The organism is Pseudomonas donghuensis (assembly GCF_000259195.1).
Classification (GTDB): Bacteria; Pseudomonadota; Gammaproteobacteria; order Pseudomonadales; family Pseudomonadaceae; genus Aquipseudomonas; species Aquipseudomonas donghuensis.
The window spans coordinates 132,713-157,462 of record NZ_JH650769.1; the positions used below are offsets into that span (position 1 = coordinate 132,713).

27 protein-coding genes, 1 tRNA gene and 1 pseudogene are annotated in these 24,750 nt (G+C 60.7%); 18 read left to right on the plus strand and 11 right to left on the minus strand.

Going from position 1 to position 24,750, the window contains the following annotated elements:
- The 3 genes from UW3_RS29740 to UW3_RS0117535 form a co-directional block, all read left to right on the plus strand.
- On the plus strand, positions 1-515 hold a 515-nt coding region (locus UW3_RS29740), incomplete at its 5' end, for an AraC family transcriptional regulator (RefSeq protein ID WP_237716762.1).
- Between the two features lie 689 nt (positions 516-1,204).
- Entirely contained in the window at positions 1,205-1,399 is a 195-nt protein-coding gene (locus UW3_RS0117530) for a hypothetical protein (protein WP_010224009.1), read from the plus strand.
- Positions 1,396-1,722: a low molecular weight protein tyrosine phosphatase family protein gene (locus UW3_RS0117535; protein ID WP_010224011.1), complete on the plus strand. Its 327-nt coding sequence runs from the start codon at positions 1,396-1,398 to the stop codon at positions 1,720-1,722. The genes UW3_RS0117530 and UW3_RS0117535 overlap by 4 nt, the downstream gene beginning before the upstream one ends.
- Before the next feature lie 59 nt (positions 1,723-1,781).
- On the opposite strand, the gene UW3_RS0117540 is transcribed toward UW3_RS0117535, so the two are convergent.
- The 3 genes from UW3_RS0117540 to UW3_RS0117550 form a co-directional block, all read right to left on the minus strand.
- Positions 1,782-2,072, minus strand: coding sequence for a hypothetical protein (locus UW3_RS0117540; RefSeq protein WP_010224013.1), 291 nt, complete (start codon positions 2,070-2,072; stop codon positions 1,782-1,784).
- A 361-nt stretch (positions 2,073-2,433) separates the two neighbouring features.
- On the minus strand, positions 2,434-2,913 hold the full coding sequence (locus tag UW3_RS0117545) for an isochorismatase family protein (RefSeq protein WP_010224015.1): 480 nt from the start codon (positions 2,911-2,913) through the stop codon (positions 2,434-2,436).
- Between the two features lie 57 nt (positions 2,914-2,970).
- The gene (locus UW3_RS0117550; protein ID WP_010224017.1) at positions 2,971-3,408 is read right to left on the minus strand and encodes an NUDIX hydrolase; all 438 of its coding nucleotides are present in this window, start codon (positions 3,406-3,408) and stop codon (positions 2,971-2,973) included.
- A 187-nt stretch (positions 3,409-3,595) separates the two neighbouring features.
- Between UW3_RS0117550 and UW3_RS28325 the strand changes: the two genes are divergently transcribed.
- From UW3_RS28325 to UW3_RS0117575, 4 genes are all read left to right on the plus strand, one after another.
- Entirely contained in the window at positions 3,596-3,994 is a 399-nt protein-coding gene (locus tag UW3_RS28325) for a hypothetical protein (protein ID WP_081492814.1), read from the plus strand.
- Positions 3,995-4,136: 142 nt separating this feature from the next.
- A complete protein-coding gene (locus UW3_RS0117565; protein WP_010224019.1) occupies positions 4,137-5,027 on the plus strand; it encodes a GGDEF domain-containing protein in 891 nt (296 codons plus the stop codon).
- Between the two features lie 4 nt (positions 5,028-5,031).
- Positions 5,032-5,190, plus strand: coding sequence for a DUF2986 domain-containing protein (locus tag UW3_RS28330; RefSeq protein ID WP_081492815.1), 159 nt, complete (start codon positions 5,032-5,034; stop codon positions 5,188-5,190).
- Between the two features lie 163 nt (positions 5,191-5,353).
- Entirely contained in the window at positions 5,354-6,943 is a 1,590-nt protein-coding gene (locus tag UW3_RS0117575) for a hypothetical protein (RefSeq protein ID WP_010224021.1), read from the plus strand.
- On the opposite strand, the gene UW3_RS0117580 is transcribed toward UW3_RS0117575, so the two are convergent.
- Positions 6,924-7,619: a tRNA (adenine(22)-N(1))-methyltransferase gene (locus tag UW3_RS0117580; RefSeq protein ID WP_010224022.1), complete on the minus strand. Its 696-nt coding sequence runs from the start codon at positions 7,617-7,619 to the stop codon at positions 6,924-6,926. The two genes, UW3_RS0117575 and UW3_RS0117580, sit on opposite strands and share 20 nt — an antisense overlap.
- A 296-nt stretch (positions 7,620-7,915) precedes the next feature.
- Here UW3_RS0117580 and UW3_RS0117585 point away from each other — a divergent pair, with 296 nt between their 5' ends.
- Entirely contained in the window at positions 7,916-8,854 is a 939-nt protein-coding gene (locus UW3_RS0117585) for a YncE family protein (RefSeq protein ID WP_010224024.1), read from the plus strand.
- Between the two features lie 230 nt (positions 8,855-9,084).
- On the opposite strand, the gene UW3_RS0117590 is transcribed toward UW3_RS0117585, so the two are convergent.
- The 5 genes from UW3_RS0117590 to UW3_RS0117610 form a co-directional block, all read right to left on the minus strand.
- Positions 9,085-9,897 carry a class I SAM-dependent methyltransferase gene (locus UW3_RS0117590; protein ID WP_010224026.1) on the minus strand — a complete coding sequence of 271 codons (813 nt, stop codon included), beginning with the start codon at positions 9,895-9,897 and terminating at the stop codon, positions 9,085-9,087.
- 167 nt (positions 9,898-10,064) lie between these two features.
- Positions 10,065-12,269: an OsmC domain/YcaO domain-containing protein gene (locus UW3_RS0117595; RefSeq protein ID WP_010224028.1), complete on the minus strand. Its 2,205-nt coding sequence runs from the start codon at positions 12,267-12,269 to the stop codon at positions 10,065-10,067.
- Positions 12,270-12,390: 121 nt separating this feature from the next.
- Positions 12,391-13,221: a diaminopimelate epimerase gene (gene dapF / locus UW3_RS0117600; RefSeq protein ID WP_010224030.1), complete on the minus strand. Its 831-nt coding sequence runs from the start codon at positions 13,219-13,221 to the stop codon at positions 12,391-12,393.
- A gap of 114 nt (positions 13,222-13,335) precedes the next feature.
- Entirely contained in the window at positions 13,336-13,815 is a 480-nt protein-coding gene (locus UW3_RS27215; RefSeq protein ID WP_010224032.1) for a DUF1842 domain-containing protein, read from the minus strand.
- 19 nt (positions 13,816-13,834) lie between these two features.
- Positions 13,835-14,434 (minus strand): DUF1842 domain-containing protein, encoded by a 600-nt coding sequence (locus UW3_RS0117610; RefSeq protein ID WP_010224034.1) that lies wholly within the window; start codon positions 14,432-14,434, stop codon positions 13,835-13,837.
- 597 nt (positions 14,435-15,031) lie between these two features.
- Between UW3_RS0117610 and UW3_RS0117615 the strand changes: the two genes are divergently transcribed.
- The 10 genes and pseudogenes from UW3_RS0117615 to UW3_RS0117660 all read left to right on the plus strand — a co-directional run bounded on the left by UW3_RS0117615 (position 15,032) and on the right by UW3_RS0117660 (position 23,505).
- A complete protein-coding gene (locus tag UW3_RS0117615) occupies positions 15,032-16,045 on the plus strand; it encodes a hypothetical protein (protein ID WP_223253902.1) in 1,014 nt (337 codons plus the stop codon).
- A 2-nt stretch (positions 16,046-16,047) separates the two neighbouring features.
- The gene (locus tag UW3_RS0117620) at positions 16,048-16,446 is read left to right on the plus strand and encodes a hypothetical protein (protein ID WP_010224038.1); all 399 of its coding nucleotides are present in this window, start codon (positions 16,048-16,050) and stop codon (positions 16,444-16,446) included.
- Between the two features lie 274 nt (positions 16,447-16,720).
- Positions 16,721-17,134 carry a hypothetical protein gene (locus UW3_RS0117625; protein WP_010224040.1) on the plus strand — a complete coding sequence of 138 codons (414 nt, stop codon included), beginning with the start codon at positions 16,721-16,723 and terminating at the stop codon, positions 17,132-17,134.
- Positions 17,131-17,418, plus strand: a complete 288-nt coding sequence (locus UW3_RS0117630; RefSeq protein WP_010224041.1) for a barstar family protein — start codon at positions 17,131-17,133, stop codon at positions 17,416-17,418. Before UW3_RS0117625 ends, UW3_RS0117630 begins: the two co-directional genes overlap by 4 nt.
- Before the next feature lie 141 nt (positions 17,419-17,559).
- On the plus strand, positions 17,560-18,609 hold the full coding sequence (locus UW3_RS0117635) for a hypothetical protein (protein WP_010224042.1): 1,050 nt from the start codon (positions 17,560-17,562) through the stop codon (positions 18,607-18,609).
- The gene (locus tag UW3_RS0117640; RefSeq protein ID WP_010224043.1) at positions 18,606-19,004 is read left to right on the plus strand and encodes a hypothetical protein; all 399 of its coding nucleotides are present in this window, start codon (positions 18,606-18,608) and stop codon (positions 19,002-19,004) included. The genes UW3_RS0117635 and UW3_RS0117640 overlap by 4 nt, the downstream gene beginning before the upstream one ends.
- Before the next feature lie 356 nt (positions 19,005-19,360).
- Entirely contained in the window at positions 19,361-19,693 is a 333-nt protein-coding gene (locus UW3_RS27220) for a hypothetical protein (protein WP_010224044.1), read from the plus strand.
- Positions 19,694-19,919: 226 nt separating this feature from the next.
- Positions 19,920-20,396, plus strand: a pseudogene (locus UW3_RS0117650) (MFS transporter); the annotation flags it as partial.
- Positions 20,397-20,544: 148 nt separating this feature from the next.
- Complete coding sequence (locus UW3_RS0117655) at positions 20,545-22,962, plus strand: glucose/quinate/shikimate family membrane-bound PQQ-dependent dehydrogenase (RefSeq protein ID WP_010224046.1); 2,418 nt, start codon at positions 20,545-20,547, stop codon at positions 22,960-22,962.
- A 111-nt stretch (positions 22,963-23,073) separates the two neighbouring features.
- Entirely contained in the window at positions 23,074-23,505 is a 432-nt protein-coding gene (locus UW3_RS0117660) for an MAPEG family protein (protein WP_010224048.1), read from the plus strand.
- A 9-nt stretch (positions 23,506-23,514) separates the two neighbouring features.
- Here the strand turns inward: UW3_RS0117660 and UW3_RS0117665 are convergent, their stop codons facing one another.
- Together UW3_RS0117665 and UW3_RS0117670 are read right to left on the minus strand one after the other, a co-directional pair.
- Positions 23,515-24,147 (minus strand): LysE family translocator, encoded by a 633-nt coding sequence (locus tag UW3_RS0117665; protein WP_010224050.1) that lies wholly within the window; start codon positions 24,145-24,147, stop codon positions 23,515-23,517.
- 167 nt (positions 24,148-24,314) lie between these two features.
- Positions 24,315-24,389: transfer RNA gene (locus UW3_RS0117670), tRNA-Gln, on the minus strand.
- Positions 24,390-24,750 lie beyond the last annotated feature (361 nt).

Sequence of the window (24,750 nt, forward strand, 5' to 3'; positions counted from 1 at the left end):
CCTGGAATGCGGTGTTCGCTATCCCTCACTTTTCCAGGAGCGTCATCATGCAGGTTCGTATTGTGGAATTTGTTCAAACCCGGGTCGCAGCGCTGGAGCACTGCGGGCCGGCCGCGCAGGTCGACGAGAGCGTGCGCCAGTTCATTGCCTGGCGCATGGCGAGCGGGCAGTCGCCGGTGGCGTCGAGCCGCAGCTTTGGCATCCCCTATGGCAACCCCGATACCACGCCGGCGGAGGATTTTCGTTTCGCCATTTGTGGTGAGATTGATGAGGCGGTGGCGGCAAATGAACTCGGCGTGCACGAACGGGTGATTGCTGGCGGGCGTTATGCGGTAGTGCGGCATGAGGGTTCGCCGGACCATATTGGTGAATCCATCTATCCGCTTTATCGCGACTGGTTGCCGGACAGTGGTGAAGAGTTGCGCGATCAGCCGCTGTTTTTTCATTACCTGAGTGCTTATCCGCAAACGCCGCAGGAGCAGTGGCAGACGGATATTTATGTGCCGTTGCGGTAGTCGGCGTCTTGGGGCTACTGCGTAGCCCATCGCCGGCAAGTCCGGCTCCCACAGTGGATCTGGGTCCACCGGACCTGTGGGAGCTGGCCTTGCCAGCGATCGAGCGCGAAGCGGTCGCAATCCAGACACCGCCTGATGTGCTGGCTGTACCGGCCTCATCGCTGGCAAGCCAGCTCCCACAATCTGTGTACGCCGGACCTGTGGGAACTGGCCTTGCCGGCGATCGGGCGCGAAGCGGTCGTAATCCAGGCAACACCTGATGTGCTGGCTGTACCGGCCCCATCGCGGGAAAGCCAGCTCCCACAGTGGATCTGTGTACACCGGACCTGTGGGAGCTGGCCTTGCCAGCGATCGAGCGCGCAGCGGTCGCAATTCAGGCAACACTGATGTGCTGTACCGCCCTCATCGCGGGTCGAGCCCGCTCCCACAGTGGATCTGTGTACACCGGACCTGTGGGAGCTGGCCTTGCCAGCGATCGAGCGCGAAGCGGTCGCAATCCAGACACCACCTGATGTGCTGGCTGTACCGGCCTCATCGCTGGCAAGGCCAGCTCCCACAAAGGTCGTAATCCAGGCACCACCTGATGTGCTGGCTGGACCGGCCTCTAGCCACAATCCCGATTCGCGCTTACTATAGCGCCAACTCGTATTACCGCGGCTGCTGAACCCGGTACTCACGAGGACAAGATCATGGAAAGAACCCGCGCCTGGAGACGCTCACAGGCCCGTAAAAGTGGCAAAACCAAAGCGGTGCATCCGCTGGAGTTCAAGCCCGAAAAGAACTGGAAGCTGCTGTACACCCGTGCCGACAAGCTGATAAGGGCACGCCAACTCGGCATGAGCTATCCCATCCGCTCCACCCGCCAACTGTTGGATCAAGAGTGACTAACCTCCTGTTCGTCTGCAGCCGTAATCAATGGCGCAGCCCTACCGCAGAAGCGCTCTGGCGCCGCCGCCCCGGCTTCGATGCCCGGTCGGCGGGCACCAGCCCGAATGCACGTAAACCCATCGGCCCGGCGGATATTCGCTGGGCCGATGTGATTTTTGTCATGGAACGCAAACACCAGAATCGCCTGCAGGCGCACTACGCGCGGCTGCTTGAGCACAAGCGGCTGTATACCCTGGATATACCGGATGATTTTCGCTTCATGGACCCTGAGTTGGTGGCCATGCTCGAAGATGCGGTCGCGTCCTGCCTGGCGCTGTAGAAACAGACACGCAAAGCCTGCGACAGCGAAAGTGTCGCCAGATCAAGCGCAAGAACGCGTTATTTGATCTGCACAATGACCGGACCTTCCGTTACGATCGGCGGCTGCGCGTGGATACTCGCGGCATTTTTCTGAATCCAGTCACGGGCGACTTTCAAGCTCGCATCGCTGCCGGTCTTGTCCGTGCAGACAGTTATCGACGTACCGCCATCACCCGTATTCAGCAGCGTGTAGCTGACCAGCCCAGGCACTGTCCGCAAGGCTGCTTCGACGTCGGCTTTGCGCACTTCTAAAAGCTCGAAAAGCTGCTTTGCTCCAGTACCTAGATAGGTTCTGATAACCGCATACATGTTCGTCTCCTTTGGGGCGCCGCCTTGATGCTAATCCAGGTCCACCGATGGCCGCTTTCAGCCAGGTTTCAATTCGCCCCGGTTTATTAAGCTTAGCCACACGCCGACGACAAGCGAAATGCAACGACCACCGGCAGCTTCTTCTGACCGCTGGCCGCGACCCGCAGCGGGATGTGCGCATTCAGGCAGACTCATCAGCGCATAGCGATTTGAAAGTCGATAGCGAACGGTCAACGATGGGCGTTGGGCTCACACTTGCGCGCTCCCGCTAAAGGTCAAAACCGCTGCGTTCTGGCCTGAAGCAGGCGTGTCGTGATGAGCATATAGATCGACCCAGGCGCTCCTGCCACCCTGTAAGAACTCACGCATCAAGCTCAGCAAGCACCTCTGCCCTGGTGGTCACCTGGCGGAAATGATGCTTCCACAGATCGATGCCCAACCGACCTGACCTGTCCAGGGATGAGCCAACGGTCAGGTCGGTCACCAGCGTCGGCATCAACCCTGCATCGAACAGTGCAAACCCGGCGGCGAGCACGCAGGTTTCGGTCTGCAGGCCACAAACCAGCACGCGCTCCACACCGAGCTGCTTGATGTACTCGATGGTTTCTGCGGTCTGCCCATAGCCGTGCTTTACAAACACTTTGTCGGCTTCGACCAGGCTCTCGTCTTCGGCCGCAGGATGCCAACCGAGTTGTTGTGCAAACGGGGTTACCTGCTCATCATGCAGCTCGACCGAGGCAATCGTGACAATCCGCTCTGACAACGCCCGCACCCCATCGACCAGCCACTCGGGTGGACTGAACGTGGACTGGACATCAACGATAAGCAAAACCTGGCGCATAAGCTTCTCTCGGGCATCAACCAATGGCCCGGAGTATATCGCCCTGCGGCGGATTATTTAGCCCTGTTTGCCTGGCCAATGACCACGCGTTTTCAAGGTCGCGCAGACAAACCGCAGCGCTCGTTGAAACACAGGGTGGCAGTCGGCAAGGGGTAAATGCTCAAGCCCAGCCCAGAAGAATGTGAACACGTGGCCATGATCGTCGAGCGTCTGATGAGACCACTGCTCAGGCAGCGGTCCGCTCGCCCGGCACAATTGAAACGACCAAGTCTGGCCAAGGTGCTCGGCATCCCAACACCCCAGGTCGTCCACGATGGTGGCGGCACTGATGCCAGACTCTTCCGCCAGTTCTCGCAGCGCTGCCTGAGCAGGTGTTTCGCCGGTTTCAATGCTGCCCTTCACCAGTTGCACTCCGGCCAGCGGATGACGAAACAACAGGAGCCTGGGGTGCGGCGTGGATGAAAAAACCACTGCGCAGGCCTTGTCAGGGAGCATGGCGATTTCCTTATCGGCAAAGACGGTTGAGCATCATACGCCAGGCGCAGGCCTGCCTCGCGATGGCGGTCATATAGATTCGCGGGGCCAAGCCCACGCCGAATTAAGCAGCGGCGGCTTAGAACTTTTCCCTTTTTATCGGTCTATGTGGATACGTTCAATCGTCCTTCAGAGGTTGTCATCGCTCATGAAATTCCAAGCCCCACGGATGGTGCTCGTTGCCCTGTTCGCATTCGCGGCAGTGGGCTCGGCATCAGCAACACAGATGAAGACCTCAACCCCTGCTGTCGCCGCTCCAACGCCGGTTGTCCAGGCGCCGGCCCTGGCGGCCGGCAACCCGTGGCCGACTATCGCCAGCATGGCCGAAAACCAGCCTGGGCCGTTGCTTGCCCATGATGACCACTACCGGCATGACGACCGTTGGCATGATCGTCGAGACGATTGGCGCCGAGACAACTGGCGCAGGGAACAATGGCGTCGCGAGCAAGCCCGGCGCGAAGCCGAGCGCCATCGTTACTGGGAACGCCACCATGATCGGGCCATGCGTTACCGTTATGAGGACGATCGCCGCTACTATCGCCGCTAAGGTGTAAAGACGGGTCGCTCGCGTCCCCCATAACCGTCAGCCATTGGCCGGACCGCGGCAGATTACGTTGCTCCGGGCCACACTGTATTGGCCCCGCGCGATAGCGTTATGATCAGGCGACCTGAACCGGACGTCCCAGCCTATGCCCATAGACCTCCAAGCGCTCTACCCCAAACTGATCCATCTGATGCTGGACACGGTCTTCGTGGTCGACAGGGACAACCAGATTGTATTTGTCAGTGATGCTTGCGAGGCACTGCTCGGCTACGGTGCCGACGAGCTGACCGGTACCCCGATCACCGACTACATCCATCCTGACGACCTGGCGGTCACCCGGGCCTCCATTGTCCGGGTCATGAATGGCCACTCCCACGTTGACTTTCGCAACCGTTACATCCGCAAGGATGGCGGTGTCGTGCATATCCTGTGGGCGGCCTTCTGGTCCGAGGAGGTGGGTGCACGAATCGGTGTGGCGCGGGACGTCACGGCCCTCAGGCAGGCCGAGGAGGAATTACGCTTCCTGGCCCATCATGATCCATTGACAGCACTGACCAACCGCTCGCTGTTCAATCAACGAATGGAGTCGGCCCTTCGAGCGGCGCAGCACCACCAGAGCACCCTGGCGCTGCTGTTTCTGGATATCAATGACTTCAAGGGTATTAATGATGTCCATGGGCATGCAATGGGTGATCGGATTCTCTGCACGATTGCCCGGCGCCTGGAACGCTGCGTACGTGAAACCGACACGGTAGCCCGGATGGGGGGTGATGAATTCACCGTGCTGCTGCCGGGTATCCCGTCACACGATGCCGTTTACGCGAAGGTGGAGCAGATTCTCGCGACCATGGCCGAGCCGCTCGGTGCTGAATTTGGCGGGATCAAAATGCCCTCCTGTAGTGTCGGCGTGGCCTTTTACCCCAAGGACGCAGAGGATGCCGACACGTTGCTCAGCCATGCGGATGGCGATATGTACCGGGTCAAAAAACAACGTGGCGCGCAGCTGATATCATTCAAGCATTTACCAGCCGAGTAACAACGTGAATCGTCAAAAGAAGATAAAGCAGCTGTTGAAGGCTCATGCCAAAAAGGCCAGTGCCAAACTGGCACCGAAGAGCAAGCCTAAATACATCAGTAAAGCTGACCGTTTGAAACTGGCCGCTGAACCCAGTCACGACGCCGTCACTCAGGGCGAATGAATCGCCGCCAACTGGATAGCCCCCCATACGAAGCTCAGCGTGGTGCGCCCGGCCTGATCACCACCTACCGTGCCGCGCAACCAGCATCGCAGTCCTGATGCTCAAGCTCGGCAAAACGCCGCCGATACCCCTTTAACTAGTATGGAAACTACGGGTACCGACCATGAGCCCAATCATCGCAGGATTGCGTATTGCCCCTGCATACACAGCCCCCCAGCCGACACCGGCCAGCACCGCCAATACCCGCACCGAGCAGGTCGCGGCCACCCCGAGTACTACCGTCAGCCTGGGCCAGAGCCCCCGTGGCGACGACGCAGGCACCTATTCGTCCCGCGGGGCAGTTGCCGTACCGATGCGCTACGTGCTGGAACACGACAGCCTGAACAAGCTCAGCATGAACCTGCTCGGCGGCGTCCAGTCTTCCGCTATCGGCTCGCGCTTGCACGGGCTTGGCGCTGCCGTGCTGAATCAACTGGTGGCCAACGGCGGGCAGTCCTTTGCGCAATCGGTATTCGCCTTCGCCGACGGGGCCCAGCCAAGCGCCGAAGTCCTCAAGCTTCAAGGTGATAACCTGCGCCAACACCCGGCCAATGGCGTGAGCCTGAGCCTGACTACCGCCTCCGGAGCCACTGTCACCCTGTCCCTGGCCAGCAATGAGCAAGGCCTGGCGGTGAGCGCCGAGGTGCAGGGCGGCCAACTCAGCAGCGATGAGCTCGAGGGCCTGGCTGCGCTGTCCGATAGTTTCCAGGCGACCATCAATGGCCTGAGCGCACAGCCCCCGCGCCTGCAATTGGGCAAACTGGCCACGCTCGACCCGGCGCTGTTCCGCTCGCTGCAGATGAACGCCAGGCTTGAGACACCCAGCGGCGAGCCGCTGAGCTTTGACCTGAGCCTGAACGACAGCGCACGCACCCTCAGCCTGCAAGGGCCTGACGGTAACGTGAAACTGAACCTCGATACCCGCGACACGTCGTTGCTGGGCACCAGCACCCAGCGTCAGGCGGCGATCAGTCATTACCTGAAGCAGTTCGACGCGGCGCAAAGCCGGGGCAACGGCGACGAGGGCCTGGTGAGCCTGTTCAAGGACGCTTTCGTCCAGCTCAACAGTGCCGACGACGCAGGCAAACCGTCGAGCGGCCGTATCCCGCTGCTGGCGGCCAAAGACACTGCCCTGCTCAGCGGCCTGGCCGACTTCAGCGCCTCGATCAGCCAGTCAGTCCAGCAGATCAACCCGATGCGGCCGACAGAAACCGACCACTTCGACTATCAGGTCTCCCAGTCGACCACGGTCCGCGGCACGGCCCAGTTGGGTCGCACGGTGCAACAGGATCAGCAGGCACGGCTGACGGCTGCCTATCATGCAGACTTCAACCCCCAGGTGGGGCTGAGCCTTGACCCGGCGTCGCAGAACTACCGCTACCACGAGATCAACGATCAATCGAGCAGCAGTACCCGCCTGGTCTACGACAAAAGTCGCCTGGTAGAGGCCAGCGTCACCCAGCAGGCCAGCCGCAATGAACGGGTGCGCACCTACGCCAATGGCCAGGTGGAAAACGACGTGAATACACCGACCTCGGCCACCGAGTCGCGCAACCTGGTCGGCCTGCTCAACGACCTGTTCGAGCGCGAGCGCATCGCCCAGCGCGAGCGCGGCGTGTCGATCCTGGAGGCGCAGTTGCAGTCGCTACGCAGCCAGTGGCAATTGCAGGCCGACCCAACGGATATACAAAGGCTTACGCCAGCAGCTCGGTAATCCACCGGGCCTGCCGGGCGACTTGCTGAACCTTCGCCTCGGGCACGGCGTGCCGCGCCCGGGCGAAGTTGGCCAGGGTCTGCTGCTTGCGCCGCAGGATGCTCTGCCACTTGGCCAGGAACGCCGGGCTGCGGGCCTGCATCTGCAGCGGGCCGAAGTACAGCTGTTCGGCGCTGTAGGTCATAGGGCCTGCGCGCTCGGCAACGATGATTTCGTAGTCGAAGCGGTTTTCCCGCAGTATTTCTTCGCAGAGTATCCGGTAGCCGTTTTCCATCAGCCACAGGCGCACAGGCTGCTCGCCGCCGTTGGGTTGCAGGATCAGCCGTTCCTGCCCGTTCAAGTGCGCCTTGCCACTGTCGAGGATGTCGCGAATGGTCTCGCCGCCCATACCGCAGATGCTGATCGCGCTGATGCCATCAGCCGGCTCGATCGCCGCCAGGCCGTTGGCCAGGCGCACGCTGACCTGCTGCTCCAGGCCGTTGTCGCGCACGGTGCGTTGGGCCGCGCTGAATGGCGTCAAGGCCACCTCGCCAGCCACCGCCGCCGCAATCGCGCCACGGCGCAGCAACGCCACCGGCAGGTAGGCGTGATCCGAGCCAATATCGGCCAGCCGCGCACCCGCTGGCACCTGCGCCGCGACGCGCTCCAGGCGCATGGACAATGTCTGTTCGTTCAACTGCAGCCCCTTTTCACCCGCAACATCCGGCACCTCTGGCCGGGGCGCGATTCTGGCGGGCAATGCGGGGTATTTCAACTTTATGCGACCGGGCAACGTTTGATCTGCTGGCTGCACTGGCCTCATCGCCGACAAGGCCGGCTCCCACAATGGACCTGTATACACCCCACCCTGTGGGAGCTGGCTTTGCCAGCGTTCGAGCGCGCAGCGGTCGTAATCCAGGCAGAACTGGTTTCCAGCCACCCTATCCAGCCTTTATCCTGCGCCACCTTGCCCACTGGTTTTCCGGAGTTGCAATGTACATTGATGTACCCCGCCGCCTGGTGTTCTTCGACAAAAGCGACAGCATTCGGCCCACCTGCCTGACCCAGTACGATCCGGACACCGGCGCATTGACCCGGCCAGCCGGCCCCCAGGGCGATGATAGTGTCTGCGACATCTCCCGCGATGGTCGGCGCATGGCCCTGCGAGGTTGCGACTGGCAGGTGGTGCGTGGCGCCAGCCGTTCGCGCCTGAGCTTTCTTCAGGGTTGCACGCAGTTGCATGAGAGCGACAGGTATCTGTCGTACTGGTCACGTCTGGACCCCAGTGGCCAGTACGCGCTGGTCAGCGTCGGCAACGATAGAAAGCGCCCTGTGATCATCGACCTGGACAGCGGTGAGTGCAGCGAGCCTATCGCCCGTGATGTCGATGCCAGGTTCGGCTGTATCGACCCTGAGCAAGGCAAACTCTGGGCACCCGATGAGCGTGCCCGCAACAGTGTGCTGACGGTTGACTGCGCCAGTGGCGAGATCAACAAGATCAGCCTGGCGCTGGAGGCCAAAGTCAAAAGCCTGCGTTTTTCCCGTGATGGTCAGTACCTGTTCGCCACCGGCGAAAACAACCGCCTGCTGTGCTGCGATCGCACTGGCGCGACGCGCTGGGCCAGGGACATGGGCGAATACGGCCAGATAGGTGCCGGTAACATCCTGTTCAATGAATCCGCTAGCCACCTGTGCATGCCGATCCCGGCAACACAACGCTCCAATTGGGGCGAAGACGTCATTATCGCAACGGCCAGCGGCCAGACCGAGACCACGGTGGTACGCCAGAAGGGCCCACCCGGCCGGCTCGCTGCCGACTGGTTTGGCGATCGGCTGTTGACCCATCGTCTGGAGGTCGTGGATTTCTTCACCGGTGATGTCGTCGATGTGCTTGATCTGAACAGCACCCTAGCCGCTGATAGCCACAGGTGAGAATGCACGCCATGCTTGTACTGCCAAAGGGAGAAAGCCGCGGGATAGCTCGTGCGCGCAGCGAAGTACCTCGATGTTGTCGATAGGGTCAAAGACGCATTAAAACAATGCGGCTTTGACATCCACCGAAATGAGACTGAGAGCCTGTAGATCCATTGCGGCTACAAACCTCGTACGGCATAGCGGGCACTCGACATACCGGCGCTCACAACGTTGATGATGCAGGTACTTCAACGGCGAGTGATGACGATCTCCAGGTACTCGCTGGGCACCACCAGCGACGCGTCCCCCGCCACATTGTTATCATTGAGCAACTGCGTCAGATCGCGCTCCAGCGCGCTGGCCTGGTCACCTTCCAACGACGCAAATGCCTTGTGCACCGGCCCGTACCAGGTCCTGAACACCTCGATGAAATGCGCTGGCGAGCGATAGCGAAAATTGAAATGCTGGCGGCTGACTTTGATCGCACCGATGTTATCGCCGAACAGGTTGTGCAATTGCTCTTCATCACCCCAGCGTGACGGCGGTTGCGCGCCGACAGGCGGCGGCACGTGGCGGCCGAGGGTCTTGAACATCTGCCCGACAAACCCTTGCGGGGTCCAGTTGGCCAGGCCAATGCGCCCACCCGAACGGCACACGCGGCCCAGCTCCTTCGCCGCTTGTGCCTGGTCGGGGGCGAACATCACGCCGAAGGTCGACAACACGGCATCGAAGGTGCCGTCCTGGAACGGCAAGGCTTCGACATCGGCGACTTGAAAGGTTACGTTCAGCCGCTCAGCCCGGGCGCGCTCCTCACCTCGTTTGAGCAACTCGGGTACGTAATCGGTGGAGGTCACCTGGCAACCACGGCGTGCGGCGGCCAGGGTGGCATTACCGTTGCCGGCCGCAACATCCAGGACCTTTTCATCCCAGCGCAAGTCGCAGGCCTCAGCCAAACATTCGCCAACCAGTTGCAAGGTCGTACCGATCACCGCGTAATCGCCACTGGCCCACGCCGCCTGCTGGCGTGCCTTCAATGCATTCAAATCCAGGGGTGTGCTCATGGTCTGCACCTGATGAGGTTGTACACACGAGCGTTCAGCTAAACGCTAACCCCTTCATCCGGCAAGGGCTGCTGTTTCGGTGGCAAGAACCGTTGGCTACATGGCTATAACCCGGGCGAATAAACACAAAAAAAGCACCCGAAGGTGCTTTTTTTTGTTAGCGCGATTTAACGGGACAGGTTCGCTACCTTGGCCCGGGCCGCGTGCAACTTCTTATAGCTGTCGATCAGGCGCAGGTGGCGATCGAGCCCTTCGAGTTTCAGGCTGGTCGGCGTCAGGCCATGGAAGCGCACACTGCCGTCCACCGAGCCAAGCACCGCGTCCATGCGCGGGTTGCCGAACATGCGGCGGAAGTTGACTTCGTAATCGGCCAGTTCCAGCTCGTCATCCAGCGCCACCTCAAGCACCACATTCAGCGCCTGATAGAACAGGCCGCGCTCAACGGTGTTGTCGTTGTACTGCAGGAAGGTTTCGACCAGCTCTTTTGCCGGCTCAAACTGCTGCAGCGCGAGGTGGATCAGCAGCTTCAACTCGAGGATGGTCAACTGCCCCCAGACGGTGTTGTCGTCAAACTCGACGCCGATCAAGGTGGTGATGTCGGTGTAATCATCCAGCTCGCTTTCTTCCAGACGCTCGACCAGCGCGTGCAGCTGCTCATCATCCAGGCGGTGCAGGTTGAGGATGTCTTCGCGGAAAAACAGCGCCTTGTTGGTGTTGTCCCAGATCAGGTCGTCGACCGGATAGATTTCCGAATAGTCCGGCACCAGGATGCGGCAAGCGGTGGCGCCCAGGTGCTCGTACACCGCCATGTACACTTCTTTGCCCATGTCTTCGAGAATGCCGAACAGCGCCGCGGCTTCTTCGACGTTGGCGTTTTCACCCTCGGCCGCGAAGTCCCACTCGACGAATTCGAAGTCTGCCTTGGCACTGAAGAAGCGCCACGACACCACACCGCTGGAGTCGATGAAGTGTTCGACAAAGTTGTTTGGCTCGGTCACCGCATGGCTTTCGAAAGTCGGTTGCGGCAGGTCGTTCAGGCCTTCGAAACTGCGGCCCTGGAGCAATTCGGTCAGGCTGCGTTCCAGCGCCACTTCAAAGCTTGGGTGCGCGCCGAACGAGGCAAACACGCCGCCGGTGCGCGGGTTCATCAAGGTCACGCACATCACCGGGAAGGCACCGCCCAGCGATGCATCCTTGACCAGCACCGGGAAGCCCTGCTCTTCCAGGCCCTGTATACCGGCAAGAATTCCCGGGTACTTGGCCAGTACGTCCTGTGGCACATCCGGCAATGCCAGCTCGCCTTCGAGGATTTCACGCTTGACCGCCCGTTCGAAGATCTCCGACAGGCATTGCACCTGGGCTTCAGCCAGGGTGTTACCGGCGCTCATGCCGTTGCTCAGGTACAGGTTCTCGATCAGGTTGGAGGGGAAATACACCACCTCACCGTCGGACTGGCGCACGAACGGCAGCGAGCAGATACCACGCTCGATGTTGCCGGAGTTGGTGTCGTACAGGTGCGAGCCAAGCAGCTCGCCATCGGGGTTGTAAATCTCGCGGCAGTACTCGTCGAGAATCTCCGCCGGCAGCGCATCTTTACGCCCGGGCTTGAACCAGCGCTCGTCCGGGTAATGGACGAAGTCGGCGTTGGCAATGTCTTCGCCCCAAAACTGATCGTTGTAGAAGAAGTTGCAGTTGAGCCGCTCGATGAACTCGCCCAGCGCCGAGGCCAGCGCGCCCTCTTTGGTTGCGCCCTTGCCATTGGTGAAGCACATCGGCGACTGCGCATCGCGAATGTGCAGCGACCAGACATTGGGCACGATGTTGCGCCACGAGGCGATCTCGATCTTCATGCCCAGGCCGGCGAGAATCCCCGACATGTTGGCGATGGTCTGCTCCAGCGGCAGGTCCTTGCCGACGATATAGGTGCTGGTGTCCAAGGCCGGGTCGAGCATCAGCAAGGCCTGGGCGTTGGCATCGAGGTTTTCTACCTCTTCGATGACAAACTCGGGGCCGGTCTGCACCACTTTTTTCACCGTGCAACGGTCGATCGAGCGCAGGATGCCCTGGCGGTCCTTCTCGCTGATATCGGCCGGCAGCTCGACCTGGATCTTGAAGATCTGCTTGTAGCGGTTTTCCGGATCGACAATGTTGTTTTGCGACAGGCGGATATTATCGGTGGGGATATCGCGGGTCTGGCAGTACAGCTTTACGAAGTACGCCGCGCACAGGGCCGACGAAGCCAGAAAGTAATCGAACGGCCCCGGTGCCGAGCCATCGCCCTTGTAGCGGATCGGTTGATCGGCCACCACCGTGAAGTCATCGAACTTGGCTTCAAGTCGAAGGTTGTCGAGAAAGTTAACCTTGATTTCCATGCGGGAATACCATACGAGCAAAACGATTTGGCGGCCATTATCCGGGTTTTCGCCGGGAAGTCTTGTGCCGGGCGCAAATACTCGGGCAAACCCGCCAGGCGTTACGCCGTGCGCTGGCGCGTTATTCGCCGCCGGAGCCTGGCTGTAACAGGTCATCGACAACTTCGCCCGAATAGCTCAACGCCACCGGACCGGTGAGAAACACCGGGCCCACGCCATCCCATTGCACGGTCACCGTCCCGCCATCGCACGCCACCTCAACGCAAGGGTCGAGCAGGCCGCGACGGATACCGTTGACCACCGCACCACAGGAACACGACCCCGAGCCCAATGGAATGCCGCCCCAGCGCTCCCAGATGCGCAAGCGGATGTGGCTTCGGTCGATGACCTGAACGAAATGCACGTTGGTCCGGAGGGGGAACAGCGGGTGGGTTTCAATGGTCGGCCCAATGGCCGCTACATCAACAGCCGCCAGATCATCGACAAAATAGGTGCAGTGGGGGTTGCCCATACTGCAGGCGATAGGCCCACCAGCCAGCGGCAACACAGCCGTATCCAGGTGCGTAGCCAGCGGAACATCCGCCGAGCCGAACAACGGCACTCCCATACTGACTGAAATGGCGCCGGTTGCTGTTCGTTCGCACGTCAGTAAGCCACGATTGGTGTGCAGCGTTATCGAACGGGTGTTCGCTTCGCTCATCAGCCTGTGCGCAGCACCCCGCGTTGCGCTGCCGCAAACGTCCAGCGTGGAGCCATCGGCATTCCAGAACATCAGTCGCGCATCAGCTTCTTGGCAATCAAGCACCACTGCAAGTTGATTGAAGCCGATGCCGCTGACGCGATCACCCAGCCGCCGAGCGAGCGTGCTGGTGATGGGGTTGGAGGCGTTGCGCGCATCGACGATAACGAAGTCGTCGCCATTGGCGTGCATCTTGTGAAAAATCAGCGGCATGGATCGACCCTGGCAACGAGACACCTATGCCTCGATCTAGCCTAATTCCTACAGCCTTTGCAAGGGTAGGCAAGACAGCCCGGTCACCCCGGGCTGCCCTCCTCCCACACGTGTTTAAGCGCTTTTCAGCTGATCAATCGCCGCCTGCAAGCGATTGCGGCTATGTTCGCTGACGTCCTTCTGGGCCTGGTGAGTTTCAGTCGGTGCCTGGCGCACGCTGGCATGCGGCACCACCTGCCATGGCCTGCCATCCAGCGGCAGGTAGCGATAGCTGGCGGTACCGCGAGCCCAGTTGGCACTGAGAATCCCGTGCAGATGGAAGGTCTGCTCCAGGGTGCTGAACGGGCCGCTCGGGCTGCCGGTCAGGTTTAGGACGATATGGCCCTCACCTTTGAGGCCAAGCTTGAGGTCGGAATAGTCCCCCCACACGTCGGCGTGGAAGTTCAGCGGAGGGTAAGTGGCCGCGAAGATGCTGGCCACGCCGGTGATCTTCTTCTGCACGGTGTTGACCAGCAGATCGAGGGTCAGGACCGGCGCACCGAGCAGACCGGTGCGGACGTTGAGGCGGGTATGGAACAGTCCAATTGCAGGCATGGTGCGACTCCTTGTCTGTTCAGGCGCGGCTGGATTTGCCGGCTTTGCCGGAAGTGCTCTTGGTCGAATCAATGGCGGTGTTCAGGGCAGCGCCCGCATCACCGGCGGCCAGGGCCTTGAGGTGGGCGAGATCGCCAGTGGCAATCGCCGCCTCCAGGGTGGCGGCGTGCAACAGCGCTGGGATATCGAGGTCACCGAAGGCCTTGATGCGGGTGTCTTCCCGGTGTGCCGGCGCCTCGACCACAATCCATTGCCCCTGGCTGTTCAGGTAACGGTAGCCGGCCTGGCCTTTTTGCCAGTCCGTGCCGACCGCCAGGTGCAGACTGAAGATAATCGGCGAGTTGGCAGTAGGGCCGCCATGGTTGCCCTGCAGGGTGATGAGGATGCTGCTCGGGCTCGGCGGCAGGAACAGCTGGTAGCTGTAGGTACCCCACACATCCAGGTGCAGGTCCAGCGGCGGATTGCTGGACTGGGTAATCTGAGCGGTGCCGCGCAGGGTGCGATCGGCCGGGTGCACCAGCAGGTCGAGAACCAGGCGCTGAGCGCCGGGCGCCTCGGTGCCGATAACATAGGACAGTGGGAACAGTCCTATCACGGGTGCTTGTACTGAGTCAGTCATGGTGCCTCCATTGCAATCAATGAGTGGAAACAAGCGCGTGGGCTGTTTCTGGCGGGCGACTTCCTTGGCGCGCAGTTGGATGCAGGCGAACGGCGTTGCGACCTCCACGATGGCGTCACGCGCAGATTGCCTGCGCAGAAGACGCTGCGGTCCGGCACAGCCATGCCCAAATAGGCACGGTTTGCCGAGGTGCAACGGGTATGGAACCCTCCCTGGGCGCATAGCTGCCTGCCTGGCAGCCCTGATCAGTTAAGCAGGGAAAACCGGACTGGCCAGGGGGTAGTGGCAAAAGTGCGTTATGCCCGACGGGTGGTTGAGCGGGCCCCTGAAAAACGCAAACTGCAGGTTGAGTATCCGCAGCTGGCTGCTGATTGGTGTTCGAGTGAACGTGGCCATCGCTGGCACGCCAGCACCCAAAGGGTTCTTGGCCAGACATTCTAGGCGTATTGGATCAACCCGATTTTGCCGTGGGACGATTCCGATTCCGTCCAGCGGTGCGTTAAGTCGTAAACACCAGTGCTAGGTTCCGGGCTTCATTGCCCAAGGAACCTGCGCATGACAAGGACGCCATCCCCCGTTTTCCCCCGACCTCCTGCGATGACCGCCGCAAGCGGCACGTTGCAGCCAGGCTTCTACATCGTGCCGCGCAGCATGACCGGTGCCCAGGTGCTGGCCCTGCTGACGGCAGAACAGGGGCCTCAGTTGATCGCTCGATTACAGCGACTTAACCCGACCTTTGCCAGTGGCTTCAAGGCGGGGGAAATCTTCGTCATTGCTGACCCGGACATTGGCAATGCCTGCACGCGTGAAGAGGCCGATCTGATGACGGCTGCGGCGCAGGTGCGCGAAAGCCTGGCTGCACTGAGTGCTGAGGAAGCCAATTTCATGATGCGCCATCAGGCCGAGATTGCCGGGCTGTCCGCAGGCGCGAGCCAGGCCATGGGCGTTGGCAAGGACATGCTGGAAAAGGGCTTGCGCCAGGTCGAAGCGACCTTGCGCAGTATTGAGCAATTGCATCAACGCGAATTCAGCCGCAGCGGCAAGTTGAACAGCGCAGACTTCTTCAACGCCCGCCGACGGCTGCACTTGCAGCTTGATGCGCAGCTCAAGAGTGCCTTCCTGAACAAGCAGCTGAACCTGGGGAGCTACGACAGCTTGCGCAAGGGCCTGGGCATTTCGACGCGTAGCCTGGTGCACCACTGGAACCGGGCCGGCGGGGCCGGGCAGATTCCCGGGTACGCTACGCATTTGGACCAGGTGGCGAAGACGGCGAAGTATCTTAAGTATGGAGGGTACGTCGGGATCGGGTTGGGTGGGACGGCGTCGTGGTTGACGGTGCGGGATGCATGTCGGGTTGGGGAGACGGATGAATGCAAAAGGATCCGGTTTACCGCGACGGGTAGCTTTGCCGGGGGGCTTATCGGTGGAACGTACGGTGCCAAAGCCGGATTCGTTGCCGCTACTGCTCTATGTGGTGTGTTTGCCGTAGCGAGTGGCGGATTAGGTGTACCGGTTTGTGGGATTGTTCTGGTCGGGGGTGGGTCGCTTGTCGGGGGTATCGCGGGCGGAGCATTCGGGGAGTGGGTGGGTGACTTGATCTATGAGGCGTAGGAATGATCAGTATCGACAGTTGGCCATTAGGAATCAAAATTATCTTCGGCCTCTCCCCTTTTCTGGTCGGTTTGACCGGGTTGATGATGAGTGCGTATATCGCTTGTAGCCGCGATTTCCTTGTGCTTATTTCGGCAATTCAGAGCAACCCCTGGTTTGAGTCGCAGAAGCGCTCGCAGGGAACATCCAGCTTTACGTCGCGTTGGAATTTGGTTTACTCAGCGGCGGGAGTATTGATCTGTCCGCATCTGCATATACGAAGAGGATTGCTTGATGCTGAAGAATTCCGCCGCTTCCCCCTCCCCCTCAAACGCCGAATGCTTTGGTCAGTCTGGCTGACAGTCATTGGCTTTGTCTGGTTAATGATTGGTGCTGGGCTGGTGCAGGCGAGCAAGTATTGAAACCACCGTGCAGCAGTCAATCAAGCACGCAAAGGACGTAATCCAGGCGACAACTGACGTGCTGGCTGGACTGGCCCCATCGCGGGTCAAGCCCGCTCCTACAGTGGATCTGTGTACGCCGGACCTGTGGGAGCAGGCTTGCCTGCGATCGAGCGCATAGCGGTCGTAATCCCTGGGAGGTCCCGGACCAATCTACACCTGCGAACTCGGCAAAAATTAACCCTTGATCACTGGTAACCTGCAGCCCCATTCAGGACACTCAGCAAGGCCGATTATGGATGATCCAACCTACTACCCCTTCCACCTCTTCGCCGCCACCTTCGAGAGCGAAGCCCATGCTCAGCTGTTCGCCTTCGAGCAGTGGCAACCCGAGCCGTCGGCCGAGGCAAGCGCAGACGAGTACCAGGCGTGGGAGGCACGCAATCCCACCTGGCGTCTGGCCCAGGAGCTTGAATTCTTCATGGATTCGGACTTTGTCGAGCTGGATGAATCGCTGGAGTATGTGCAGAGCCTGGTGGCCAACGAGGCGCAGAAAGCGCTGCTGTGTTCCCGGTCTCTGGACGGTTTCAGTCACTTCATCATCGTCGGCGACAACGCGATCTATGGGGATCGGCGTTCGCCGGGTGGATCGCATCCACGGCAACCGCAAAGCACAGCCATACTCACCTATCTGGGGCATTTCAATTGAGTCGCCTGCAGGTTGTAGGGATTGATCTGAGCAAGGTGACAAGCGCCAAGGAGCTGCATTGCCTGTTGAGGGACGCCCTCGGCTTTCCCGATTGGTATGGCTGTAACTGGGATGCCTTCTGGGATGCGATTACCGGGCTTGTGCAGATGCCTCGACAGTTGAAGCTCAGTGGCTGGGACACTTTTTCCAGGCAGTTGCCGAGGGACGCCGAGCTGATGCAAAAATGCCTGGCCACTCTGCAGGCCGAGTATCCGCAAATGGCGGCTGAAGTGCTGTTCGAGTGAACCAGGCCATCGCCGGCAAGCCAGCTCCACAGGGCGATGAATCCGATTTTACTGTGGGACGCTTCCCATTCCGTCCAGCGGTGCGTTAAGCCGTGAATGCCAGTGCTAGGTTCCGGGCCTCTTTGCCCAAGGAACCTGCGCATGACAAGGACGCCATCTGCCGTTTTTCCCCCTCCGCCTGCGATGACCGCCACCAGCGGTACTTTGCAGCCTGGCTTCTACATCGTGCCGCACAGCATGACCGGTGCCCAGGTGCTGGCCTTGCTGACGGCACAACAAGGGCCTCAACTGATCGCTCGACTACAGCGGCTCAACCCGACCTTTGCCAGTGGCTTCAAGGCGGGGGAAATCTTTGTCGTTGGTGACCCGGACATCACCAGTGCCTGCACCCGTGAGGAGGCCGAGCTGATGACGGCTGCGGCGCAGGTGCGCGAAAGCCTGGCTGCACTGAGTGCTGAGGAAGCCAATTTCATGATGCGCCATCAGGCCGAGATTGCCGGGCTGTCCGCAGGCGCGAGCCAGGCCATGGGCGTTGGCAAGGACATGCTGGAAAAGGGCTTGCGCCAGGTCGAAGCGACCTTGCGCAGTATTGAGCAATTGCATCAGCGCGAGTTCAGCCGCAGCGGCAGGTTGAACAGCCCGGACTTCTTCAATGCCCGCCGGCGGCTGTACTTGCAGCTTGATGCGCAGCTCAAGAGTGCTTTCCTGAACAAGCAGATGAACCTGGGGAGCTACGACAGCTTGCGCAAGAACCTGGGGATTTCGACTCGCAGCCTGGTGCACCACTGGAGCCGGGCTGGCGGGGCTGGGCAGATTCCGGGGTATGCGACGCATCTGGACCAGGTGGCGAAGACGGCCAAGTATCTCAAGTATGGCGGGTATGTCGGGATTGGGTTGGGAGGGACGGCGTCGTGGTTGACGGTCCGGGATGCTTGTCGGGTTGGGGAGACGGATGAGTGCAGAAAAGTCAGGTTTACCGCGACGGGTAGTTTCGCCGGGGGGCTTGCTGGTGGAGCAGTTGGTGCTTACTTCGGAACACAAGCAGCGCTTTCCGTTTGCGTTGCTTTCGGGCCGTTGGGAGCCGCCGTTTGCGTCATAGTTATTGTTGGTACAGGCTCACTCATAGGCGGTTATGGAGGCGGTCTGTTTGGAGAACGAATGGGAGAGATGATCTACGAGGCTCGTCTATGATGGACCTGAAAGCCTGGCCGCTGGAGGCTCAAATTGCTTTGGGGTTGGCCCCCTTCGTATTTTGTTTGTCTGGCTTAGGCATTGGCGTCCATCTCGCTTGTAGCCGACATTTCAAGGTCATGCTCAAGGCCCTTGAAAATAGCCCCTGGCTTCATCAGCAAGTCAACTTGTGGGGAATCACCAGCGTAAGGTCACGCACGCTTGTCGTGGGTAGTGTCTGCGGCGCAATGCTTAGACCGCGCCTTGGTATCCGTAAAGGCGTATTGGACCCAGCGGAAGTAGCAGATTTCCCACCTTACCTAAAACGCCGAATGTACATTTCGTCCTGGTTGACAATTGTAGGATTCGCCTGGCTGATGGTTGGTATAGGCCTGATAAAACTGGGCATGTTTTAGCCCTAACCAACACTCATCCGCAAGGCCATCGAAGGACGATCCTGACTCAAACCTTGAGCGGAATGAGCCGATGATCTCGCCCTGGAAGTAACCGTTGTGTTGGGTGAGTTCTGTGCGCATCGGCTGTTCGATTTCGCAGTAACCCGACCTGGACGTAATTCAGGCAACACCTAATGTGCTGACTGGACTGGCCCAATCGCGGGTCAAGCCCGCTCCTACAGTGGATCAGTACGCCGGACCCGTGGGAGCTGGCTTGCCTGCGATCGAGCGCGTAGCGGTCGTAATCCAGTCAGCGTCTGATGTGCTGGTTGGACTGGCCTCATCGCCGGCAAGACCGGCTCCCACAGGAAACGACCATGCTGGAAGATCCTCGAACCCGGATGCCCGGCGTGCAACTGGTTTTCTTATTAACGCCTTTTCTGTTGATGTTATCTGCAATGGCGATGAATGCCTGCGTCGCCTTGAGCCGTGATTTCGACCTTTTGATTGAGGCAATTCAAGGCAACCCCTGGTTCGAGCGCCAGAAGAACCTATGGGGCACTGCAAGCTTCAAGTCGCGTTGTTACTTGGTATGGTCGGCCTGCGGCGTGGTGATCTGGCCACAGCTTCATGTACGCAGGGGCCACCTCGATGCAGACAAGATGGATAGATTGCCGCCAACCCTCAGGCGCCGGATGATCGTTGAGTGAGTGGCTTTGCCGATTAAGGATAGTGGGAACTCCGGCCTACAAGCACAAGATGGAGAAGACTCATGGCGGCATCCTCGCCTGCCGCACTATCCTCGGCACCGAGGCCTGGGGCTGGCAGATTCCGTTCCTGCTGTCGATCCTGCTGTCGATCCTGCTGCTGATCGTCTCGGTGTACATCCGCCTGCAACTGAGCGAATCGCCGGTGTTCCAGAAGATGAAGGCCGAGGGCAAGGCCAAATTCACCAGTTCGTGCGACCTGGCCAAGAGCGTGCTGGCGAAAAAAGCCATCCCCTACAGCAACGAGAACGCTGATCCCGGCACCGTCGCGCAGATCCGCATCGGCGACACGGTGATCCAGAGCTTTGAAGGCACCGGCATGCCGGCCGCCGACTTCAAAGCCCAGAACGACGCCTTCATCGCCACCCCGGGCACCGCCCTCAAGGACGCTGGCTACCCGGAAAAAGCCGACCCGGCCAAGACCAACTACCCGATAGTCTTGCTGCTGACCATCCTGGTGATCTGCGTGACCATGGTCTACGGCTGGTTCGGCGGCTTCCTGCCGACCGTGGCCTTCGCCATGGTCGCCGCCACCGGCGATATCTACTACGGGCTATGGTACCCGATCGTCATCGCGGTGATGACGGCGATCCTTGGCACCTTCTTCCTGCCGGAAACCAAGGACCGCGACATCACTCATACCTAAGTCTGATACCCACCCTCTCCCCTGTGGGAGAGGGCGTTTCAGCTGTTTCCCGGCACAGTGCCAACCCGAGCGAATTATGTACTAACTTGTTAATTAGCTTGCTAAGGGTATAAAATTCGACCACTCCCCCCTTCGAGTTTTCTTCGATATGACACAGACACCGCGCGTATCTGGCGCCTCAACATTTATCCTGGTTGGCCTGGGGGTGATCATCGCCCTGCTCGGCCTTGCGCTCGCCGCCGGTGGCGTGAAGCTGGTCAGCCTGGGTGGTTCCTGGTACTTCCTGGTCGGCGGTTTGCTGATGGCCATTTCCGGCCTGCTGATCGCCCGCCGAAAACTGGCCGGCGCCTGGCTGTTCGCCGCCTTCCTGGTCGGTACCGCGATCTGGGCCGTGGCCGATGTCGGCCTGGTGTTCTGGCCGCTGTTCTCGCGCCTGTTCATGTTCGGCGCGATGGGCCTGGCAGTGGTGCTGGTCTATCCGCTGCTCAAGCGTGCCGCTGGCGCCACGCCCGGCCGAGGTGCCTATGGCCTGGCGGCGGTGCTTGCAATTGCCCTGGCGGTGGCAGCGGGCAATATGTTCGTCGCCCATCCAAGCGTTGCCCCTACCGGTGACGGCCCGGGCCTGACCGCGGTCGACCCGGCCAAGGCGCAAAAAGACTGGGCCCACTATGGCAACACCGAAGGTGGCAGCCGCTTCGCCGCGCTGGACCAGATCAACCGCAGTAACGTCGACAAACTGAAAGTGACCTGGACCTACCACACCGGTGACGTGGCCATCAGCGACGGCAACGGCGCCGAGGACCAGCTGACGCCGCTGCAGGTCGGCAACAAGGTGTTCATCTGCACCCCGCACAACAACCTGATCGCCCTCGATGCCGACACCGGCAAAGCGCTGTGGAAGAACGAGATCAACGCCAAGTCGGCAGTCTGGCAGCGTTGCCGCGGCATGGCCTACTTCGATGCCAGCGCACCGATCGCCCAGCCGACCCAGGCAAACAGCTCGCCAATCATCGCCGCCAGCGTGCCGGCCGGTGCCAACTGCCAGCGCCGCTTGCTGACCAACACCATCGACGCCCGCCTGATCGCAGTCGACGCCGATACCGGTGAGTTCTGCCAGGGCTTTGGCAGCAACGGCCAGGTTGACCTCAAGGCCGGCCTGGGCAATGTCCCGGACGCCTTCTACCAGCTCTCCTCGGCGCCGCTGATGGCCGGCACCACGGTGGTGGTCGGTGGTCGGGTTGCCGACAACGTCCAGACCGACATGCCAGGTGGCGTGATCCGTGGCTTTGACGTCATCAGCGGGCAGATGCGCTGGGCCTTCGACCCGGGCAATCCTGAAGACCGCAATGCCCCGACCGGCGGCAGCACCTATGTGCGCAGTACCCCCAACAGCTGGGCGCCGATGTCCTACGACCCGGCGATGAACACCGTGTTCCTGCCGATGGGCAGCTCGTCCACCGACCTCTACGGCGTCGAGCGTACCGAGCTTAACCACAAGTACGGCGCTTCGGTGCTGGCCCTGGACGCAAGCAGCGGCGCAGAGAAGTGGGTGTACCAGACCGTGCACAACGACCTCTGGGACTTCGACCTGCCGATGCAGCCGAGCCTGATCGACTTCACCAAGGCCGATGGCCAGTCGGTGCCGGCCGTGGTCATCGGTACCAAGGCAGGGCAGATCTACGTGCTCGACCGTGCCACCGGCAAGCCGCTGACCGAGGTGCTGGAAACCCCGGTCAAGCCGGGCAACATCCCCAACGAGCCGTACTCGCCAACCCAGCCAAAATCGGTGGGCATGCCGCAGATCGGTGCCCAGCAACTGACCGAGTCGGACATGTGGGGCGCCACCCCGTATGACCAGCTATTGTGCCGCATCGACTTCAAGAAGATGCGCTATGACGGCCTGTACACAGCGCCCGGCACCGACCTGGCGCTGAGCTTCCCGGGCTCGCTGGGCGGCATGAACTGGGGCAGTATCTCCACCGACCCGGTGCATGGTTTTATCTTCGTCAACGACATGCGCCTGGGCCTGTGGATTCAGATGATCCCGTCGCAGAACAAGGCCCAGGCCGCCTCCGGTGGTGAAGCGCTGAACACCGGCATGGGCGCGGTCCCGCTCAAGGGCACGCCCTATGCGGTGAACAAGAACCGCTTCCTGTCGGTGGCCGGCATTCCGTGCCAGGCGCCGCCGTTCGGCACCCTCACCGCCATCGACATGAAGACCCAGAAGGTGGCCTGGCAAGTGCCGGTCGGCACCGTTGAAGACACCGGCCCGCTGGGTATTCGCATGCACCTGCCGATCAAGGTTGGCCTGCCGACCCTCGGCGGCACCCTGTCGACCCAGGGCGGCCTGGTGTTCATTGCCGGCACCCAGGACTTCTACCTGCGCGCCTTCAACAGCGCCAATGGTGAAGAAATCTGGAAAGCCCGCCTGCCAGTAGGCAGCCAGGGTGGCCCGATGACCTATGTGTCGCCGAAAACCGGCAAGCAGTATGTGGTGATCACCGCCAGTGGTGCGCGCCAGTCGACTGATCGTGGCGACTATGTGATGGCATACGCCTTGCCGTAAATCGCCCCCAATCGCAGGACAAGCCCGCTCCTACCTGGAGCGGGCATTTTCGCATATACGCGCCTGCGCAATCTGGGCGATGATCGCGCTCCCTGTTTTCAAGGAATGAAGATGAACTCGCTCCTCTCCATCTACGCCCTTTGCGTGGTCGTGCTGTTCGTGAAGATGCTGGCGATCTCTTGCTATCAGGGCTTTTATCGCATCAGCCGCCTGACCTTCAAGCACCCCGAAGATGCTGGTTTTGTCGGTCGCCCGGCGAGCCCCGAGGAGTTGCCGCAAGTCCGCCGCGCGGCCCAGGCCTGGACCAATGACCTGGAGAACATCCCGCTGTTTTTTGTGTTGGGCGCGTTGTGCCTGGTATTCAACCCGCCGTTCATGCTCACGGCCGGGCTGATGGTGCTGTTTACCGTCGCACGCATGGTGCACACCCTGACCTTCCTGGCACGCTGGCAACCGTGGCGCACGATCGCCTATGCCGTGGCAATCACCTGCCTGCTGGGGTTGGCGGCGATGGTCAGCATGGGCGCCGTGCGACATTTCTAGTCCGCTGCCTTATACCGCCTTGGCACTCAACAAGCGCACCCCCAGGCCGATGAACAAGGCGCCCGTTGCACGCTTGAGTGCGGCAACCACGCGCGAGGCGTTCACGTGTTTGCGAAAGTGCATGGCACTGAAGCTGTAGAACGAATGCACGCCGCAAACGATGACTGCGCTGGTCAGGTACATGACCGTGAACTGCTCGGCGATCGGCCGGGCATGGTCGAGGAACTGCGGCAGGAAGGCGCAGAAGAAGATCAGGGTTTTCGGGTTGCTGGCCGAGACCAGGAAGGCTTCAGTGCCGATCCGCCATTTCGATTGTGCTGCCGGCACGGCGACTTCGGCGGCAGCAGTCGAAACCGATTTGCGCGCAAACAGCTGGTGTGCACCGAGGTAGATCAGGTACCCCGCGCCTACCACTTTCAAGGCCAGGAACGCCGTCGGCAACGCCAGCAACATCGCCCCCACGCCCCAGGCCACTGCACTGATAACCAGCAGTTGCGCCAGCAGGTTGCCGAACAAGGTCACGCCCATGCCTGCCGGGCCATGGCGCAAGGCATTGCGCACGGTCAGCAGTACGTTGGGGCCGGGGATCAGGGAGGTCAGCAGGTATGCCAGGGAAAAGGTGAGCCAGAGGTGCAGTGCCATGTGGGCAGTCCTTGCCAAAGGGGAACAGGTGCAACAATGACAGGAGGTGCACTGGCGTGGCAATCACTGTGGGAGCTGGCTTGCCAGCGATCGAGCGCAAGGCGCTCGCAACTCAGGCAACACCTGATGTGCAGGGACTTAAAAAGAGGAAAGGTACAACGAGAAAATGGCAGGGGCGGCTGGATTCGAACCAACGCATGGCAGGATCAAACCCTGCTGCCTTACCGCTTGGCGACGCCCCTGTAGCTGTAGCGATGAGTGCCTGGCACTCGCTTGCGATGATGCAACGTGGTGCAACCTGAGACGTTGCGGGCCTACGCTGCCAGCCCCGTGAGGGCCGTTGCAAGAATGGTCGGCAATTTATCAAACTTTGTTGTGCCTGGGAAGCCCCTGACTACACAAATTGTTGTTAAAACAGCCACTTACTCTGAATCGAGGCGCCAGATCGGCGCCTCGACCGTTCACCAGCTGCGCACAACCTGGCGCAGCCGGTGTTTTACCGCCGCGTGGAACTCAGTTCCACGGACGGTCGCCGTTCTCGTCTTTAACCCGAGTCGGCAAGCCCATCACGTCCAGCGCCTTGAGGAACGGCTCCCCCGGCAG

Coding starts and splice junctions, on each gene's coding strand:
- UW3_RS0117530 (WP_010224009.1), top strand. CDS start 1,205: ATGGAAAGAACCCGCGCCTGGAGACGCTCACAGGCCCGTAAAAGTGGC.
- UW3_RS0117540 (WP_010224013.1), bottom strand. CDS start 2,072: ATGTATGCGGTTATCAGAACCTATCTAGGTACTGGAGCAAAGCAGCTT.
- UW3_RS0117545 (WP_010224015.1), bottom strand. CDS start 2,913: ATGCGCCAGGTTTTGCTTATCGTTGATGTCCAGTCCACGTTCAGTCCA.
- UW3_RS0117550 (WP_010224017.1), bottom strand. CDS start 3,408: ATGCTCCCTGACAAGGCCTGCGCAGTGGTTTTTTCATCCACGCCGCAC.
- UW3_RS28325 (WP_081492814.1), top strand. CDS start 3,596: ATGAAATTCCAAGCCCCACGGATGGTGCTCGTTGCCCTGTTCGCATTC.
- UW3_RS0117565 (WP_010224019.1), top strand. CDS start 4,137: ATGCCCATAGACCTCCAAGCGCTCTACCCCAAACTGATCCATCTGATG.
- UW3_RS0117575 (WP_010224021.1), top strand. CDS start 5,354: ATGAGCCCAATCATCGCAGGATTGCGTATTGCCCCTGCATACACAGCC.
- UW3_RS0117585 (WP_010224024.1), top strand. CDS start 7,916: ATGTACATTGATGTACCCCGCCGCCTGGTGTTCTTCGACAAAAGCGAC.
- UW3_RS0117590 (WP_010224026.1), bottom strand. CDS start 9,897: ATGAGCACACCCCTGGATTTGAATGCATTGAAGGCACGCCAGCAGGCG.
- UW3_RS0117595 (WP_010224028.1), bottom strand. CDS start 12,269: ATGGAAATCAAGGTTAACTTTCTCGACAACCTTCGACTTGAAGCCAAG.
- dapF (WP_010224030.1), bottom strand. CDS start 13,221: ATGCCGCTGATTTTTCACAAGATGCACGCCAATGGCGACGACTTCGTT.
- UW3_RS27215 (WP_010224032.1), bottom strand. CDS start 13,815: ATGCCTGCAATTGGACTGTTCCATACCCGCCTCAACGTCCGCACCGGT.
- UW3_RS0117610 (WP_010224034.1), bottom strand. CDS start 14,434: ATGACTGACTCAGTACAAGCACCCGTGATAGGACTGTTCCCACTGTCC.
- UW3_RS0117615 (WP_223253902.1), top strand. CDS start 15,032: ATGACCGCCGCAAGCGGCACGTTGCAGCCAGGCTTCTACATCGTGCCG.
- UW3_RS0117620 (WP_010224038.1), top strand. CDS start 16,048: ATGATCAGTATCGACAGTTGGCCATTAGGAATCAAAATTATCTTCGGC.
- UW3_RS0117625 (WP_010224040.1), top strand. CDS start 16,721: ATGGATGATCCAACCTACTACCCCTTCCACCTCTTCGCCGCCACCTTC.
- UW3_RS0117635 (WP_010224042.1), top strand. CDS start 17,560: ATGACAAGGACGCCATCTGCCGTTTTTCCCCCTCCGCCTGCGATGACC.
- UW3_RS0117640 (WP_010224043.1), top strand. CDS start 18,606: ATGATGGACCTGAAAGCCTGGCCGCTGGAGGCTCAAATTGCTTTGGGG.
- UW3_RS27220 (WP_010224044.1), top strand. CDS start 19,361: ATGCTGGAAGATCCTCGAACCCGGATGCCCGGCGTGCAACTGGTTTTC.
- UW3_RS0117655 (WP_010224046.1), top strand. CDS start 20,545: ATGACACAGACACCGCGCGTATCTGGCGCCTCAACATTTATCCTGGTT.
- UW3_RS0117660 (WP_010224048.1), top strand. CDS start 23,074: ATGAACTCGCTCCTCTCCATCTACGCCCTTTGCGTGGTCGTGCTGTTC.
- UW3_RS0117665 (WP_010224050.1), bottom strand. CDS start 24,147: ATGGCACTGCACCTCTGGCTCACCTTTTCCCTGGCATACCTGCTGACC.